We start from the raw sequence: 16840 nt of genomic DNA on the forward strand, positions 1-16840 counted from the left end.
TCCCATCGACGTTTTTGGTCTTGGGTTTCGAATAATTGACGCATGGGAAAGCAATGGATCGGATTAGCCGCTACAAAATTCTGAAACGCCTCGGCGGAGGCGGATTCGGCGAGGTGTTTCTCGGGGAGGACCCGGCCATCGACCGCCAGGTGGCGATCAAGGTCTTCAAACCCAAAGACGAGAATCTGATTGCGTTTGCGACATCGTCGGATGAGGAAGGGCTGGAGATCTTGCGGGCCCGGTTCTTGTCCGAGGCAAAGATTCTGGCCTCGTTGGAAGACGAGACTAACATTGTGACCGTCCATGAATACGGAGAGCTTGACGACGGCGCGCCATTCTACGTGATGCCGTACCTGCCCAATTCGCTGGCCGATGAACTGGGCAAGGATGTCTTCGACGTTAATGCACTGGAAGAACTGCCCGACAACCAGCGCCCGCGCGCCCTGCCGCTGGAGCGCAGCATCGAAATCCTCGAGCAAATCCTCACCGGTCTAGCCGCGGCCCACGGCAAGGGTCTGATCCACCGCGACATCAAACCGTCTAACCTCATGTTCTCCGAGTCGGGCCAGATCCGGATCGTGGACTTCGGCATCGCCAAGGCTCCGGACGGCCAGCACTCGACGGTTTCCCACTTGGGGCTCGGAAGCCGTAACTACATGTCCCCGGAGCAGCGCGAGTCGGCCAAACACGTCGATGCCCGGGCCGATATCTACTCGGTCGGCGTAGTCGCCTACCGCATGCTCACCGGCAAGCTGCCCATCGGCCGCTTTGCCGATCCCAACGTTGCCGTTCCCACACTGGGTCGGCCGATGAATGATCTGCTGCTTTCGATGTTGGCGATGGACAAACAGGAACGTCCGAGTGATGCAGCCGAGGCGCTGGAAATGTTTCGCAAGGCCTGCCAGTCGGTCGGCGATGACTCGAGTGCAAGTGACACCGGCACGTGGGTGGGCGAGGGCGAAGCCGGCATCCGCGATGAACTCAAGCCGCTACGAGCGAAGATTGCGGAGCGTGTCGGCGAGTCTGGCGTGCTCGCTGACGAGGACCGGGAAGCATTGATGGCGCTAGCGGCTATTGCGGAAATGGACGAATCCGACCTGGACCGACTGATCGACGATGTCATCAAGAACGACAAGGAGCTATCAGCGAAGCGTCGGCTTGCATTGGCTATCCGTAGCCGGGTCAAGGCCCGACATGGCCCCTTGAGCGAAACAGTTCAGGACGGTTTTGTCGAGGCAGCCGAAGCGGTCGGCTGGGATCGGCCCAGGATCAAGGTGCTGATGGACGAGGCGGTCGCTGAGTTGGAGCACGAGCCTGGATCAACTAAGACAATTGGCGGCAATACCTCCGCCAACCCGAAGGCCCGCTTCCGGCTGCCACTCAAACCGATTGTGGCAGCTCTGTTGGCGCTAATTGTACTCGGCGGCATCGGCTACGGCGTTTACGACTGGCGCCAGGGCCAGATAGCCGAGGCTGAAGCCGAACGCCAGCGGCAACTTGCCGAACAACGCGAGGACGTAGCCTGGGACGAAGCGCGCGGAAAAGATACGCTCGACGCTTACGAGGCGTTTCTGGAACAGTGGCCGGATGGCTTGCACCAACAAGCCGCTGGTGAGCGAATCAGCCAGTTGCAGCAGCAGGCCAAGCACGAGCGCGAGACCGAGTCCGAGGCCGAGGCCGAGCAGCAGCGTCAGCGTATCGCCACCATTCAAGATTACCTAAACCGTCTCGATTATCGCGTCCCGACCGACGGTGAATTGGGCGAGCGCACGATAGCTGGAATTCGCGCCTTCGAGGAAGCCCAGGGCCTTCTGGTTACCGGAAACGCCGACGAAGTGATAATCGAAAGTCTGCAAGCCGAATACGCACGGCGCGATCAAGCAGCATGGACTGATGCCGAAGACGCCGGCACTGAAGTGGCTTATACGACCTACCGCAACAGATTTCCAGAGGGTCAATACATCGACCAGGTTGATGGTCGTATCCGGAAAGCCCGGGAAGCCGAAAGGAATCGCCGCCAGGAAGAAGCCGCTGCTGAAGAACAGCGCCGCAAGGCAGCTGAAGCAAAGCGTCAATTGGTGCAAGCCGTTCAGACCGAATTGAAACGGCTGGGTCGCAACGTTGAAATCGACGGCGTAGCTGGTGATAGCACACGGACATCGATCCGATCCTTCGAGCGCGCAACTGATCGAACGGAAACTGGTGATCCCACTGAGGACTTGCTTGCTGGACTCAAGGCTGCTGAGCGTTGGCCAGGCGATGAAGTTGAGGAAATGGCTTCGAAACGAGCCGAAATCAGAAAGCGTGGCGGGACGATTGTTTCAGACTGGGAGTCTCAGCGGAGCAATGTAAGTCTGACCGGCGATCTCAATAGATTGAGTTATACCATTGGAATGGATATTGGAGGCTCCCTAAAAGAACAAGAGCTCGAAATTGAAATTGAGTTCCTGTGTGTGGCAATTATCGCTGCATTGGCCGAAGAGAAACTTTGGTTGACTGATGAAGAGTTTCTGAACATACGAGACGCTTTTATGGAGAGCAAGGAGGATGGTTCTTCTGGATCTTCGAGTATCGATTATGGCGACATGGAAAAATTGAGCTATGTAATCGGGGCAGACATTGGTAAGAGCCTGCGTGAACAAGACATAAGCATTCAGCGCCACCTTATTATTGGCGGGATTTATGATCGGTTGCACCTTGGCAAAACGCTTATGACAAATAGAGAAGCGCTTGCTGAGAGGGAGGCGTTTATGCAGCGCCGCCAGCAACAGATGGAAGCACAGCGCGAGGAAGAGGGCATTGCCAATCGCGAAGCCGGCGAGGCCTTCCTGGCAGAAAATGCAGAGCGTGATGATGTCATGGTGACCGATTCCGGCCTGCAGTATCGCGTGATCGAAGAAGGCGACGGCGCCAGCCCGGCCGCCGAGGACCAGGTGACCGTGCACTACAAGGGCACCCTGATCGACGGCACCGTGTTTGACAGCTCCTATGATCGCGGCGAGCCGGCCAGCTTTGCGCTGAACCAGGTCATCCCCGGCTGGACCGAAGGCCTGCAGCTGATGTCCGAAGGCGGTAAATACGAGTTCTTCATCCCCTCGGACCTAGCCTACGGCGACCAGGGTCGTCCCGGTCCGATCGGGCCGAATTCGACTCTGATTTTCGAAGTCGAGCTGCTCGAAGTGTCCGGCAGCGAGTCCCAGGAATAAGAAGCGCACATCGAACGCCATGGGGACTTTGCAGGATGCCCTGCTCAAGGCAGGGCTGACCGACGAAAAGCAGGTCGAAAAGAGCCGGCGCCGGGGTAAACCCGGCGCCGCTTCTCCCGGCCCGAAAAACGCTCGTGGAAGCGGGCCGGCCAGAAACAAAAAGCGAAGCGCAGGCAAAAAGCGGGGGGGCGATTCGGATCTGGCCCGTGCCTACGCCGCGCGGCGCAAGGCCGAATTGCAGGAAAAGGAAGCCGAAAAGCAGCGCCGCGTCGCCGAGCAGGAAGAGCGGCGCAAGCGCAATCTGCAGCTCGACGAACTCCTCAAGGGCAATACCCTCAATCGCAAGGAAGCCGAGGTGCCTCGTTATTTCGAGCACATGGGGCGGATCCGGCGCGTATTGTGCACGCCCGAGCAGCGTGATCAGCTCAACAATGGCGAGATCGGCGTGGTCAACCTGCGCGGGTCCTATCTGCTGGTCTCGCTTGATACCCTGGAGAAATACCGTGCAGTCGCCCCGGACCTGGTACCCAGTCTGGAGGGCCGAGACGAACCCGAGGACGACGGCAGCCACTATCCCCCGGTGCCCGACGACCTCGTCTGGTAAAAGAAGTTTTCAGGTTTCAGGGTTCAGGTTTCAGGAAAAGACGGATCGAAGCCCGCCCCTGAACCCTACTTTTAGTAATCCAGATTAGGCCGCAGGAACTTCTCAGCCTGCTCGACGCTGACGCCCTTTCGCTCCGCGTAATCTTCCACCTGATCCTTTCCCAGCTTGCCGACGACGAAATACTTGCTGTCGGGATGCCCGAAGTAGTAGCCGCTGACTGCCGCCATCGGTGTCATGGCGAAGCCCTCGGTCAGCTCAATGCCGATGTTGTCGGTGACATCCATCAGTCGGAACAGCTTTTCCTTCTCGCTGTGGTCGGGGCAGGCCGGATAGCCGGGCGCCGGGCGAATGCCGCGATACTTTTCCCGGATCAACTCCCGATTTTCGAGCGCCTCGTCGGCGGCATAGCCCCATAGCTCGCGCCGGACCTTCTGGTGCAGCGCTTCGGCCAGGGCCTCCGCCAGGCGGTCGGCCATGGACTGCAGGAGGATGCGGCTGTAGTCATCGGTCTCCGGGAAGTGCTCGAGTGCGTCTTCAAGACCGATGCCGGTGGTCACGGCGAACACTCCGGCCCAGTCGTTGATGCCGCTTCCGGCCTCGGCGACGAAATCGGACAGGCACAGGTTGGCCGAGGGTTTTTCAGCCTGCTGGCGCAGCATGACCATGCGCTCCATGACGTCGCTGCGCGATTCGTCGGTATAGAAAAGCACGTCGTCGCCGTCACGCGCGGCCGGCCACAGCGCGCAGATGGCGCGCGCGGTCAGCCAGTCGTTGTCGACGATGCGTTCAAGCATGTCCTGACCGTCCTGGAACAGGTTGCGGGCGGCCTCGCCGACCTTTTCATCCTCGAGAATGTCGGGATAGCGCCCCTTGAGCTCCCAGGTCTGGAAGAAGGGGGTCCAGTCGATGTAATCCACCAGCTCGGCCAGCGGCCAGTCGTCGTAAATGTGGAGCCCGGGCTGCCTGGGGGCTTCCGGCCTGTGCTCGTTCCAGTCTGGTTGAAATGCGTTTTCGCGGGCTGCCTCGATGGAGATCAGCGGCTTGCGGCGGCGCCCCTGTGCACTGCGTTCCCGGTATTCCTCGTAGTCGGCCCGGATGTCGGCCGCGTAGCCGTCGCGGTGCTGCTTGCTGGCGAGCTTGCGCACCACGTCGACCGATCTGGAGGCGTCCTTGACCCAGCACACCGGGCCCGGGTAGGCGGGATCGATCTTGAGCGCTGTGTGGGCACGCGAGGTCGTCGCCCCGCCGATCAGTAGCGGCAGCTCGAACTTCGCCTCGTTCATCGCCTCGGCGACGTTGACCATCTCATCGAGCGAGGGCGTGATCAGGCCCGACAGGCCGATGATGTCGGCTTCGGAGCTGCGCGCCTCGTCGAGGATTTTCTCGGCCGGCACCATCACGCCCAGATCGTGCACGTCGAAGCCGTTGCAGGCCAGCACCACGCCGACGATGTTCTTGCCGATGTCGTGGACATCGCCCTTGACCGTGGCCAACAGGACCTTGCCCTTCTTCTCCTTGGTGGTCTGCTCGGCTTCGAGATAGGGCACGAGATGGGCGACCGCCTTTTTCATTACGCGCGCGGACTTGACCACCTGCGGCAGGAACATCTTGCCGTCTCCGAACAGGTCACCAACGTAATTCATGCCGTCCATCAGCGGGCCTTCGATGACCTCCAGCGAGGTATCGAACTGCTGCCGCGCCTCTTCGGTGTCCTCGACGACGTACTTGTCGATACCTTTGACCAGGCTGTACTTGAGTCTTTCGGCGACCGGCTTCTCGCGCCAGGCCTCGTCCTTCTCTTCCTTCTTGCCATCACCCTTGAACTTGCTTGCGGCATCCAGTAGCCGCTCGGTGGCATCGCTTCGGCGGTTGAGGACGACGTCCTCGACCAGTTCACGCAGTTCCGGGTCGATATCGTCGTAGACGGCCAGCTGGCCGGCGTTGACGATGCCCATGTCCATGCCGGCTTTCGTGGCGTGGTATAGGAACACCGAGTGCATGGCCTCGCGCACCGGGTTGTTGCCGCGGAACGAGAAGGACATGTTCGATACGCCGCCGGAGACATGGCAGTCGGGAAATCTCTTCTTTAGCGCTTTCGTCGCCTCGATGAACTCGACCGAATAGTTGTCGTGTTCCTCGATGCCCGTCGCGACCGGGAAGATGTTGGGGTCGAAGATGATGTCCTCGGGCGGATAGCCGGCTTCCTCGGTCAACAGCTTGTAGGCGCGTGCAAGGCATTCGACCATGTGTTCGGCGTTGTCGGCCTGGCCTTCCTCGTCGAAGGCCATGACCACAACGGCCGCACCGTATCGCCGGATCTTGCGCGCCTCTTTCAGGAAGGCTTCCTCGCCTTCCTTGAGGCTGATGGAGTTGACCACGCCCTTGCCCTGCAGGCAGCGCAGGCCGGCCTCGATCACGCTCCACTTCGAAGAGTCGATCATCACCGGTACGCGGGCGATATCGGGCTCGGCGGCGATGAGGTTGAGAAAATCGACCATCGCCTGTTCGGAATCGAGCAGGCCCTCGTCCATATTGACGTCGATGATCTGGGCGCCGTTTTCGACCTGCTGCAGGGCGACCTCGACGGCTTCCTCGTATTTTTCATCGGCAATCAGGCGCTTGAACCGTGCCGAGCCGGTGACGTTGGTGCGCTCGCCGATATTGACGAAATTCAGCTCCGGCGTGATCACCAGCGGCTCGAGGCCGCTCAACCGGGTGTAGCGTTTGTTGTGCTCGGATTCGCTCATGCCGCCTTCTGTTGTCGGATGGGACGGGGAGAATGGCCGTCGATCGCATTCGCCATCGCGGCCAGGTGTTCGGGTGTGGTGCCGCAGCAGCCGCCGATGATGTTGACCAGCCCGTCGCGGGCGTAGGCTTCGATGGTTTCGGCCATCTCCTCGGGCGACTCGTCGTACTCGCCGAATTCGTTGGGCAGCCCCGCGTTGGGGTGGGCCGAGACCAGGCACCCGGCCACGCGCGAAAGCGCCTTGATATGCGGCTTGAGCTGGTCGGCGCCCAGGGCGCAGTTGAAGCCCACCGAGAACGGTTCGGCGTGTTCGATCGAGTAGTAGAAGGCTTCCGGCGTCTGCCCGGACAGGGTGCGGCCCGAAGCATCGGTGATCGTCCCCGAGATCATCAGGGGCCAGCGTTCGCCGCGTCGTTCGAATTCTTCGTTCACGGCGTAGATCGCGGCCTTGGCGTTCAGGGTGTCGAAAATGGTCTCGATCAGGATCAGGTCGGCGCCGCCGTCGAGCAGGCCGCGTGTGGCCTCGGTGTAGGCCTCGACCAGCGTGGCGAAATCGATGTTGCGATAGCCCGGGCTGGAGACGTCCGGGGAAATGGAGGCCGTGCGATTGGTTGGCCCGATGACGCCCACCACGTAGCGCGGCCGACCGGTTTTTGCGGCCGATTCGTCGCAGGCCTGGCGGGCCAGTTTCGCCGCCTCACGGTTGATCTCTTCCGAAAGGTCCTGCAGTGCGTAGTCGGCCTGGCTGATGCGGTTGGCGTTGAAGGTGTTGGTTTCGACCAGGTCGCAGCCCACATCGAGAAAATCGTGGTGAATGCGCGTGATCAAGTCCGGCCGGGTGAGGGTCAGCAGGTCATTATTGCCTTTGAGGTCGTCGGAATGATCAGCGAACCGCTCGCCGCGGAAGGTTGCTTCGTCGAGGCGTTCGTTCTGGATCATCGTGCCCATGGCGCCATCGAGCAGCAGGATGCGTTCGCCAAGGGCGTCGAAAAGTGCTTCGACGCTGCCGGGGTTGTGCCATTTCAGGCTCATGATTTCTCCGCGAGAAAGGTAATGATTTCGAAATTCGGAGTTTTGCGCTCGATCGAGGTGACGTCGCAGAAGTCGGGGCGCAGCCCGGCTTTCTTCAGCATGGCCGACAGTTGCTTCGGCGTGAAACCGTTGTTCGCGTGGCCGAAGTTCTTGACCTGGGCGCTGTGACGATGCTTCTTCAGCGTCGCCCCCACCAGCCGGCCGCCTGGTTTCAGAGTTCTTGCCGCCTCGTCGAGTGCGCCCGGAGGGTTCTCGCTATAGGTGAGGGCATGCATCATCAGCACGCTGTCGAAGACCGTGTCATCGAAAGGCAGGGCGTGCATGTCGCCGAGGTGAAAGTGGACGTTATCGAACGGTTTGACGCGCTCGCGGCCTGCGGCGACGACCTTCTCTGACACATCCATGCAATCGATGGACTCCGCCTGGCGCGCGAGGAGTTCGCCCATCACGCCGTCCCCGGAAGCAATGTCGAGCACGCGCCCGAGCGAGAGCAGTTGCACCAGCGCGCGGGTGGTCGCTTCCCAGGTTCGTCCCGGTGAGTAGTGACGCTCCATGTCGCCAGCAACTGTGTCCGGCCAGTTGCGCCCCAACGCGCGCTGCGCCATGATCTCGGGCAACCGCTCGGCGTCAGCCGCTACGACGGCGTCGTCCAGATCGTCGCGGAAAAGGGCCCAGAGCCGGTGCAGCTGCGGATTGTCCTCGGGGTTGCCCAGCCGGTAGTAGACGGACACACCGTCACGGCGATCGACGACCAGGCCGGCTTCGCGCAGCCGGGCCAGGTGCGTGGACACGCGCGGTTGCGCCAGGCGCGTGATCCGCGCCAGCTCGGCCACCGTCAGTTCCTCGGTTTCGAGCAGCGCCAGCAGCCTGAGCCGGGTGGCGTCCCCCAGCAGGCTGCAGTGCCGTCCCACGCGGTCCAGGTCGATAACTATATCCTTTTATCGCGATTGAAAGATATAGCATAGCCTAGCCCGAACCAGTGGGGCTTTCAAGCGTATGTTGGCCTTATTTCAGGAGATCGATTGTCTCCAAGTGAGTGCAGCCGACTTTGGCGCGTGGGAGCAGGACGAGTCGCCGTTTCGGGGATGGCGTGCCCGGGCCTGTTCCAGTTCGGGGTGAGCGGGCGCGGCAGTCTGCCGCGCCCGTCCGCGTTGCGGTCGATCAGTCCTTCCAGGCATAGTTGCTGAAGGCGTCGTCGAGTTCCGGCTTGTTGAGATGGTTGGAGTAGTTGCTGAGCGTCTTGACGGCCAGGGCAACCACGATCTGCAGGATGTGGTTCTCCTCGTAGCCGGCGCCGAGGAAGGCGCGTACGTCGGCCTCGCTCGGATTGCCCCGGCTGTCGAACATGCCGCGCGTGAATTTGCTCAGTGCGGCCAGTTTCTCGTCGGGGATGGGCTTGTCGCTGCGCAGGGCCTCGAGCACTTCCGGGGGAACGTTCGAAACCTGGTCGGCCAGCATGCTGTGCGCGCCCATGCAGTAGCCGCAGCCGTTGGCGCGGCTGATGGTCAGGAAGACCACTTCCTGCTCGGCCGGCTCGAACCCGGAATGCTCCCGGAACTGCTCGTAACCGTGCATGTAGGTGCTCAGCAGTCCCGGCGCTTTCGCCATGTGGCGGTACATCTCGGGCACGAAGCCGAGCGACTTGTGGGCGCTTTCCAGCAGTGGATGCTGCGCGTCGTTGGCGCTTTCCAGGGTGGGGGCGTCCATTTTGATGGTGTATTCGGCGGTCACGTCATCTCCTTTGTGGGTTGGCTGTCGGTTGTCGTCATGGACCGGGTGGTCCAAAAATGGGTCAAAAAAAAACGGCGTCATTGGAGTGCCGCGAGCATCTGCCGGGCTGTGGCGCGGGCGGTCCGGCGTCCCACGCTGGATTTCACCAGTGTCCGAAGGCCGGCCATGCTGGCGGTCAGGTAGTGGGCAAGGGCCTTAGTGTCGCGATCGGGTGGAATCTCTCCGCGGGATTGTGCGCGTTCGACACAGGACTGGAGCAGGCCGGTCAACTGTCGCAGGCTTCCGCGCGCCTGTTCAGCGGCGTGGCCATCGTCGTGGCCGAGCTCGGCCGCGGAATTGAAGATCAGGCAGCCCAGCCTGGCCTGCTCCGAACCGGCGGAATCCGCGGCCTCCATGAACAAATCTTCCAGGAAGGCCCGCGCGGAAGGCGCTGCTTCCATGCGTTGGCTCAGCCTGTTGAGCAGATTCCTTCGATAGTCGCCAAGGCAATCGATGAAAAGCTGTTCCTTGTTGCCCATGGACTGGTAAAAGCTCGAGCGAGACAGCGCCATCTCGCGCGTCAGGTCGCGCAGGGACGTGCCCTGGTAACCATGCGCCCAGAACAGGTGCATGGCAGCCTGCCTGGCGCGATCGGGATCGAATTGCAGCGGACGGCCTCTGGGCATGTCAGACATTATGGGACCGATCGGTTCATAAATCAACCGGGCGGGCGAGCCCTGCAATCGGAATCCGATTCAGGGCCTGTCTTATCGTTGTGCGGTTGCTTCGAGTCGCCTGTCCGTCTTGCTGCGGGCCAGGCGCTCGTTGCGGTCGTTCCAGGGTTGGCCGACGGTCTTGCGCATGACGCCGTCGACGGTGCGGAGCACCAGCAGGTTGTAGAGCATGCGGGCCAGGTTGCCCGGCGTTCGCGGAAAGGCGCGCAGGGACATCGAGAAGCCAATGTCACGGTACTCGACGAAATGCCAGAAGCCGGGCGGGATGTAGAGCACGTCGCCGTGTTCCAGGTCGGCGACCTCGCCCTGGACCTGCTTGAGCGCCGGGTACTTGTCGTAGTCCGGCTGGTCGACGCGAGCATCGAACAGGGCACTGAAGGAGAATGGCACGCGATAGAGCCAGGGCGTCTGCTCGGGCGAGAACAGCATCACGCGCTTGGGGCCGCCGAAGTGGCAGAGCATGATATCGGCCAGGTCGATATCGAAGTGCAGCTGAACCCTCGATCCTTTCCCGCCCATGAACAGCACGGGCAGCTTCTTGAAGAATTTGAGCCCCACGTCCGGATACTCGAAGTCTTGCTTGAGGTCGGGAATGGTGTTGAAGAAGTTGAAGAAGAACAGCCGCAGGTCGTTTTCGCCTTTCTCCAGCAAGTCCATGTATTCGCCCAGCGGCATGCGCGCGGCCGGCGCGTGCTGGTGCTTGTGATCGCGCGAGGGCTTGCTGTCGTAGAGCGGCACGACCACGCCGCCGGCGCGTTCCTTGAGGTGTTGGACGGTCCATTTCTCGCGCGCCGGCCAGGATTCGGTGAGGCGCTTGATCACCACCGGGCGGGCCGGCTGCTTGTATTCGCGCTGAAACGTCGAGGCATCAACGTTCTCTATCTGCTTGACGCGGGTGAGGGCGACCATGGCTAGTGAGCGTCCATCAGAAACTGTCCTTCCAGCGGCGAAGGGCGGCGAAGACTTCGACCGGATCTTCCCCGCAGTCCGGCTCGTGCTCCCTCACCGCCGCGATTACGGCCGGCTCACGCGAGCGCAAGAAGGGATTGTAGCGGCGTTCGTCTCCGATCCGGGAAGGCAGGGTGATCTCGCCTTTTTCGCGCAGCGTTTCCGCTTCCCTGGCCCGAGCTTGAAGCGCTTCGTTGTCGGGCTCGACCGCCAGCGCGAAGCGGCAGTTGGCGGCGGTGTATTCGTGGCCGCAGAATAGGCGCGTATCGGCGGGCAGGTTGGCCAGCTTGTCCAGTGAGGCGAGCATCTGCTCGGGCGTTCCTTCGAACATGCGCCCGCATCCGGCCGAGAACAGGGCATCGCCGCTCAGCACCAGCCGGTGCCCGAAGTAGGCGATGTGGATGCTGGTGTGACCGGGCACGCTGAGTATCTCGAAGTGAGCCCGGGGGGAATCGATTTCCACGTGATCGCCCTCGCGGACGGGATGGTCGACCTGCGGAATGCGCCGGTCTTCCGGACCGTAAACCGGCACGGCATGCTGCGCGAGAATCTCGTCGATGCCGTTGGTGTGATCCCAGTGGTGATGCGTGATCAGCAGGGCGCCCAGGTCCAGACCGCTTTCGGCCAGCCACTCCAGTGGCGGGCCGGCCTCGCCGGGGTCCACGAGCAGGGCGCAGCGGCCGTCGTGCAGGGCCCAGACATAGTTGCTCTCCAGGGTCGGTATGGCGTCGATCGACAGCGGCATGTGCGGCTCCGTCTGGTATCCTTTTCACGTGTCCCACAAGCATTCTAACGCGCACCGCATGCCGGCCGGATTTTCCGGCCTGCAGCCCCTGGAAACCCGGCTGGTCGAGGCCGGGTTCGCCAAGCCGCGCCCGAAATGGATTCTCGAGGTCGCACCCACCGCCAGCGCGTCGCCGCAGATCGAACCGCAAAGAAGTCGCGTGCTGGTCGACGGCGATTCCTGCTGCTGGCCGTTCCGGGCGGAGCTCGAGTGCTGGCCGCTGGAAGACGACAGCGTTCCGGCGATCCTGCTGCGGCATGTCTGGCAGCCGGCCATCCGGGGTGACTTGCTGGGTGAAGCCACCCGCGTGCTCAAGCCCGGGGGCGTGCTCGTTTCGGTTTCGGCCAACCCGTGGCATCGCCTGGCCTGGCGCGAGCTGGGTCGATCGGCCTTGCGCCTGCCCAGCTGGCCGCAGTTCCAGTGGATGCATGTTCGCTGCGAGTTGCAGCTTTCGATATCGGCCAATGTCCAGGTGCGCGGCTTGGTGCCGGGGCTTGTCCCCGTCCTTGTGGTGATCGCCCGAAAACCGGCGGAGCCCGCGCGGATCGAGCCGATACGCTTCCGCCAGCCGAGCATGGTCGGCGGTTCGGCGGTACCCAGCCAGTGCCGCGCCGCATGAGCGAGCCGGTGCATATCTGGACTGACGGCGCTTGTCTGGGAAATCCCGGCCCCGGCGGCTGGGGCGCGCTACTGCGCTGGAACGGTCACCAACGCGAACTTTCCGGCGGCGAGGCCGAGACGACCAACAATCGCATGGAGTTGATGGCTGCCATCCAGGGGCTGGAGTCACTCAAGCGCCCCTGTCAGGTCGTTCTGACCACTGATTCCCAGTACGTGCGAAAGGGCATCACCGAGTGGATGGTCAACTGGAAAAAGAACGGCTGGAGAACGGCCTCCAAGAAGCCGGTCAAGAATGCCGAGCTATGGCAGCGCCTCGACAAGGCGCGCGAACGCCACGACGTGCAGTGGGACTGGGTCAAGGGCCACAGCGGCCACCCCGAAAACGAGCGAGCCGATGAGTTGGCGACTACGGCAGCCAGGGAGCAATAGCAAAAAGCATTATCGTCCACAGATGAACACAGATGAAATAATAGAAAAACTAATCGTTTATGTGTTCATTTGTCACTGAATTAGTGTCGAGAACTCGGCGTTCATGAGCTGTAGTTGATCGGCTTTTTTGTTTTTATATCTGTGTTCATCTGTGTTCATCTGTGGACAAATATAGGTTTTCTTGATGAGACAAATCGTTCTTGACACCGAAACCACCGGCCTCGAACCCACAGAAGGGCATCGGATCATCGAGATCGGCGCCCTGGAGATGATCGAGCGGCGACAGACCGGGCGCAGCTTTCACGTCTATATCAATCCCGAGCGCGATGTCGAAGGCGGCGCGTTGGCCGTACACGGCATTACCAACGAATTTCTCGCCGACAAACCGTATTTTGCCGACCTCGCCGAGGACTTCATCGAATTCATACGGGATGCTGAACTGATCATCCACAATGCTCCCTTCGATGTGGGCTTTCTCGATGCCGAACTGGCCCGGCTGGATTCGCCAACCCGCGTCGAAGATCACGCAAGCGTGCTCGATACCCTGCCGCTGGCGCGGGAGTTGCATCCGGGGCAGCGCGTAAGCCTGGACGCGCTATGCAAGCGCTACGAAGTGGACAACTCCGGCCGTGATCTGCACGGTGCCTTGCTTGACGCCGAGTTGCTGGCCGAAGTCTACCTGGCCATGACCGGCGGCCAGGTCGACCTGGCGCTGGATCTGTCGGGTGAGGGCGACCGGGGTGAGGCAGGTAACGAGATGGTGCTGGAAGTCGACGTCTCGAAGCTGGTAGTGCGCCGGGCAAACGAGTCAGAACTTACGGCGCATCGGGCCCGACTGGACGCAATCCGTGAAAGCGCCGGTCATTGCCTGTGGCAGGATTCCGTTCCGGAAGACTAGAAAGGCGCTCCGCGCAGAGTTGTTCAGAGGCTCCCTAGGGGGATTCCTCGGTCGTGCTTTCCGCGCTCTCACGCGACTGTGGATCGCTGTCCTCGGCTTCGGCCAGCAGGGGATGGTCGCGGCCCTCCATCCACAGCAGGATCTCGTAGAAGGTCCGCACGTTCTCCACGTACTGCACCGGCTCGTAACCGCGCGCGTAACCATAGCGCGTCTGGCTGTACCAGCGTTCCTGGGTGAGCAGCGGCAGTGAGTCTCGCACATCGACCCAGCGGTCCGGATCACCGCCGCGAATCTCGGTAAGCACGCGTGCATCCTCGAGATGGCCGTAGCCGACGTTGTAGGCCGCCAGCGCCAGCCACAGTCGGTCCGGGTAATCGATACGGTCGGGAATGCGGTCGATCATTGAGCGCAGGTAACTCGCCCCCCCCTATGATGCTCTGCTCGGGATCGACACGATTGTCGATACCCAGCTGCCGCGCCGTGCGCTGTGTGAGCATCATGATGCCCCGAACACCGGTGCGCGATACGGCCGCGGGATCCCAGTGCGACTCCTGGTAGCCCACTGCCGCCAGCAAGCGCCAGTCCAGGTCGTGGGCGGCGGCCGCTTCTTCGAAGAAGGGGCGCAGGTCGGGCAGTCGCTCCCGGATCTGGCGCATGAAGGTGAAAGTGCCGACCGGCTCATAGTTCCCGATGTGCCCGTAATGCCGCTGGCGCAACTCGGCAAGCAGCGAGTCGGCATTGGCCACCAGGAAGAACTCCCGCATGACCTGCACCAGCGAGTCGTCATCGGACCGTTTGGTTGCCCAGGCCAGCGGCTGCGGCTCGCCCAGTTCGAAGGCGGGGCGGATGGCCGGGAAGAATCGGCGATTGAGTTCCAGGATGTTGGAGTCGATGATGGTGTAGTCGACCTCCTCGCTGCTGATGTCCTCGAACAGGTCCTCGATACTGGCGTGGGGGCGGATTTCGGGCTGGATCTCCACTTCGCGTCGGTCCAGCAGGGGGCGATAGGCGGTTCCCTCCATCAGCGCCAGCCGGCCCTCGGTGAGCTCCTCGACCGAGCGGGGGCGCGGTGACCCGCGCCGGTAGACCAGCGTCGGCACGACATCGTCGTAGGCAGGGCCGAAGCGCAGCTGCGACTGCCGGTAGGGGGTGCGCGTCAGGTTTGCGGCCACGAAGTCACCCCGCCCGTCGATCAGGGCCGGAATCAGGTCGCCTACGCTGGGGACCGTCACCACCTGCAGCGGCACCCCCAGGAAGCGGGAAAATTCCAGTGCAAGTTCGTACTCGAAACCGGTTTCGCCCTCGGCACCCAGGTAATAGGTCGAGGCACCGTTGACGGTCAGCATGACCAGATTGCCGCGTGCCTGGATGCGCTCGACCTGGGTCAGTCTGCTGTCACCCGAGGTCGTGGCGATCAATATCGCCGCCGCGACGAGGGCGAGCTGTCCCAGCCCTCGCAGCCGTTCCACCAGCAGTTTTCGCCTGCCCGGCACAGCGTTATTGTTTTGTGTCCCGGGGTCGCTCATGCAGGTCCTGGGTTTTGGGGGCGAAGGTCGCTCATGCTTTGCGCTGCAGGACAGATCATGATGCCCTTTATAGCGGATTTGGTGTGAGAGCTTAAGGTGGTCGCCTCTGCTAGAATAGCCGGCTTTTCCCCATTCGAGCCAACCCGCCATGGCGCGCGATACTCATTCGATTCGAACACGTTTTGCACCGTCGCCGACCGGCTTCCTGCACATCGGCGGCGCACGAACGGCACTGTTTTGCTGGTTGGCGGCACGCGCCACGGGTGGGCAATTCGTGCTGCGTATCGAAGATACCGATCGCCAGCGCTCCACGGCCGAGTCGGTACAGGCCATTCTTGACGGCATGGCCTGGCTGGGCCTGGATGCCGACGAGGGGCCGTTCTACCAGAGCGAGCGCATGGACCGCTACCGCGCGGTGGTCGATCGCCTGCTCGAAGACGGGCAGGCCTATCGCTGTTACTGCTCGAAGGAGCGGCTCGAGACGCTGCGCGAAGAAGCCATGAATGCCGGGGAAAAACCCCGCTATGACGGCCACTGCCGCGACCTGGCGGAAGCACCGGAAGGTATCGAGCCGGTCATCCGGTTCCGTAACCCGCTCGACGGCACGGTGGCGTTCGACGATCGCGTGCGCGGCCGCATTGAGGTGTCCAACGGTGAGCTCGACGACCTGGTGATCATGCGCGCCGATGGCTCGCCCACCTACAACTTCGCCGTGGTCATCGATGACTTCGATATGGACATCAACCTGGTCATCCGCGGCGACGACCACATCAACAACACGCCGCGCCAGATCAACATCTACCGTGCGCTCGAAGTCGAGCCACCGGAGTTCGCGCACGTGCCGATGATCCTCGGCGACGACGGGGCACGCCTGTCCAAGCGACACGGCGCGGTCAGCGTCATGGCCTGGCGGGAGCAGGGCTACCTGCCCGATGCCATGGTCAACTACCTGGCTCGCCTGGGCTGGTCGCATGGGGATCAGGAAGTGTTTTCGCGGCAGGAGCTGGTCGAGTTGTTCAACATTGCCGAGGTCAATCACAAGGCCTCGCGCTTCGACACCATGAAGCTCAATTGGCTCAACCAGCATTACCTGCGCGAGGGCAACCGCGACCAGGTGCACTCTGAACTGCTTTGGCATATGCAGCGTACCGGCCTGCACGCTGAAAACGGACCGCCTCTGGCTGATCTGATCGCGGTCCAGGCCGAGCGGGTCGAAACCCTGGTCGAATTGGTCGAGCGAAGCCGGCCCTTCTATGAGGACTTCGCGGACTATGAGCACGGCGCTGCCAAAAAGCATTTGCGGCCTGTCGCCGCCGAGCCGCTGGAGAACCTGCGCAATCGGCTCGCCGAGCTGGCGCACTGGCGTGCCGAGGAGCTGCAGGCCGCCGTGCAGGCCACGGTCGACGAACTGGGGATCGGCTTCGGCAAGATCGGCATGCCGTTGCGGGTGGCGCTGATGGGCCACGGCGAGTCGCCGTCGATCGACAAGACCCTGTGGCTGATGGGCCGCGAGCGCACCCTCGAACGCATCGACCGCGCCCTGGCCCACATCGCCGACCGCGCTGCTGCCCAGGGTTGAGTTTGGCGGGCAAGTCCCTTAAA

The 16840-nt window shown here is 62.1% G+C and carries 13 protein-coding genes and 1 pseudogene; 6 read left to right on the plus strand and 8 right to left on the minus strand.

Features of this window, described 5'->3' with window-relative positions:
- Window positions 1–53: 53 nt before the first annotated feature.
- Together ACDC66_RS09885 and ACDC66_RS09890 are read left to right on the plus strand one after the other, a co-directional pair.
- A complete protein-coding gene (locus tag ACDC66_RS09885; RefSeq protein ID WP_376696544.1) occupies window positions 54–3206 on the plus strand; it encodes a protein kinase domain-containing protein in 3153 nt (1050 codons plus the stop codon).
- Between the two features lie 19 nt (window positions 3207–3225).
- Window positions 3226–3810 (plus strand): DUF2058 domain-containing protein, encoded by a 585-nt coding sequence (locus ACDC66_RS09890; protein ID WP_376696545.1) that lies wholly within the window; start codon window positions 3226–3228, stop codon window positions 3808–3810.
- Between the two features lie 71 nt (window positions 3811–3881).
- Here ACDC66_RS09890 and metH read toward each other — a convergent pair.
- From metH to gloB, 6 genes and pseudogenes are all read right to left on the minus strand, one after another.
- Window positions 3882–7588: pseudogene (gene metH / locus ACDC66_RS09895) on the minus strand (methionine synthase).
- On the minus strand, window positions 7585–8499 hold the full coding sequence (locus ACDC66_RS09900; RefSeq protein ID WP_376696546.1) for an ArsR/SmtB family transcription factor: 915 nt from the start codon (window positions 8497–8499) through the stop codon (window positions 7585–7587). Before ACDC66_RS09900 ends, metH begins: the two are co-directional and overlap by 4 nt.
- A 250-nt stretch (window positions 8500–8749) precedes the next feature.
- Window positions 8750–9319 (minus strand): carboxymuconolactone decarboxylase family protein, encoded by a 570-nt coding sequence (locus tag ACDC66_RS09905; protein ID WP_376696547.1) that lies wholly within the window; start codon window positions 9317–9319, stop codon window positions 8750–8752.
- 77 nt (window positions 9320–9396) lie between these two features.
- Window positions 9397–9993 (minus strand): TetR/AcrR family transcriptional regulator, encoded by a 597-nt coding sequence (locus ACDC66_RS09910; RefSeq protein WP_376696548.1) that lies wholly within the window; start codon window positions 9991–9993, stop codon window positions 9397–9399.
- Between the two features lie 72 nt (window positions 9994–10065).
- A complete protein-coding gene (locus ACDC66_RS09915; protein WP_376696549.1) occupies window positions 10066–10941 on the minus strand; it encodes a cupin-like domain-containing protein in 876 nt (291 codons plus the stop codon).
- Between the two features lie 16 nt (window positions 10942–10957).
- Window positions 10958–11725, minus strand: a complete 768-nt coding sequence (gene gloB, locus ACDC66_RS09920; protein WP_376696550.1) for a hydroxyacylglutathione hydrolase — start codon at window positions 11723–11725, stop codon at window positions 10958–10960.
- 58 nt (window positions 11726–11783) lie between these two features.
- Here gloB and ACDC66_RS09925 point away from each other — a divergent pair, with 58 nt between their 5' ends.
- The 3 genes from ACDC66_RS09925 (at window position 11784) to dnaQ (ending at window position 13712) form a co-directional block, all read left to right on the plus strand.
- Window positions 11784–12383 carry a class I SAM-dependent methyltransferase gene (locus ACDC66_RS09925; RefSeq protein ID WP_376696551.1) on the plus strand — a complete coding sequence of 200 codons (600 nt, stop codon included), beginning with the start codon at window positions 11784–11786 and terminating at the stop codon, window positions 12381–12383.
- On the plus strand, window positions 12380–12814 hold the full coding sequence (gene rnhA / locus ACDC66_RS09930; RefSeq protein WP_376696552.1) for a ribonuclease HI: 435 nt from the start codon (window positions 12380–12382) through the stop codon (window positions 12812–12814). Before ACDC66_RS09925 ends, rnhA begins: the two co-directional genes overlap by 4 nt.
- A 184-nt stretch (window positions 12815–12998) precedes the next feature.
- Window positions 12999–13712: a DNA polymerase III subunit epsilon gene (gene dnaQ, locus ACDC66_RS09935; RefSeq protein WP_376696553.1), complete on the plus strand. Its 714-nt coding sequence runs from the start codon at window positions 12999–13001 to the stop codon at window positions 13710–13712.
- 34 nt (window positions 13713–13746) lie between these two features.
- Here the strand turns inward: dnaQ and ACDC66_RS09940 are convergent, their stop codons facing one another.
- Entirely contained in the window at window positions 13747–14016 is a 270-nt protein-coding gene (locus ACDC66_RS09940; protein ID WP_376696554.1) for a hypothetical protein, read from the minus strand.
- Window positions 13991–15181: a membrane-bound lytic murein transglycosylase MltF gene (gene mltF / locus ACDC66_RS09945; protein ID WP_376696555.1), complete on the minus strand. Its 1191-nt coding sequence runs from the start codon at window positions 15179–15181 to the stop codon at window positions 13991–13993. Before mltF ends, ACDC66_RS09940 begins: the two co-directional genes overlap by 26 nt.
- A gap of 205 nt (window positions 15182–15386) precedes the next feature.
- On the opposite strand from mltF, the gene gltX reads away from it, so the two are divergent.
- Window positions 15387–16817: a glutamate--tRNA ligase gene (gene gltX, locus ACDC66_RS09950; RefSeq protein ID WP_376696556.1), complete on the plus strand. Its 1431-nt coding sequence runs from the start codon at window positions 15387–15389 to the stop codon at window positions 16815–16817.
- Window positions 16818–16840 lie beyond the last annotated feature (23 nt).

This window comes from Wenzhouxiangella psychrophila (genome assembly GCF_042310375.1).
Lineage (GTDB): Bacteria > Pseudomonadota > Gammaproteobacteria > Xanthomonadales > Wenzhouxiangellaceae > Wenzhouxiangella.

Excerpts from the sequence above, each read along its gene's own strand:
- ACDC66_RS09925 (WP_376696551.1), top strand. The coding sequence starts at position 11,784 with ATGCCGGCCGGATTTTCCGGCCTGCAGCCCCTGGAAACCCGGCTGGTC.
- dnaQ (WP_376696553.1), top strand. The coding sequence starts at position 12,999 with ATGAGACAAATCGTTCTTGACACCGAAACCACCGGCCTCGAACCCACA.
- gloB (WP_376696550.1), bottom strand. The coding sequence starts at position 11,725 with ATGCCGCTGTCGATCGACGCCATACCGACCCTGGAGAGCAACTATGTC.
- ACDC66_RS09910 (WP_376696548.1), bottom strand. The coding sequence starts at position 9,993 with ATGTCTGACATGCCCAGAGGCCGTCCGCTGCAATTCGATCCCGATCGC.
- gltX (WP_376696556.1), top strand. The coding sequence starts at position 15,387 with ATGGCGCGCGATACTCATTCGATTCGAACACGTTTTGCACCGTCGCCG.
- ACDC66_RS09885 (WP_376696544.1), top strand. The coding sequence starts at position 54 with ATGGATCGGATTAGCCGCTACAAAATTCTGAAACGCCTCGGCGGAGGC.
- rnhA (WP_376696552.1), top strand. The coding sequence starts at position 12,380 with ATGAGCGAGCCGGTGCATATCTGGACTGACGGCGCTTGTCTGGGAAAT.
- ACDC66_RS09915 (WP_376696549.1), bottom strand. The coding sequence starts at position 10,941 with ATGGTCGCCCTCACCCGCGTCAAGCAGATAGAGAACGTTGATGCCTCG.
- ACDC66_RS09890 (WP_376696545.1), top strand. The coding sequence starts at position 3,226 with ATGGGGACTTTGCAGGATGCCCTGCTCAAGGCAGGGCTGACCGACGAA.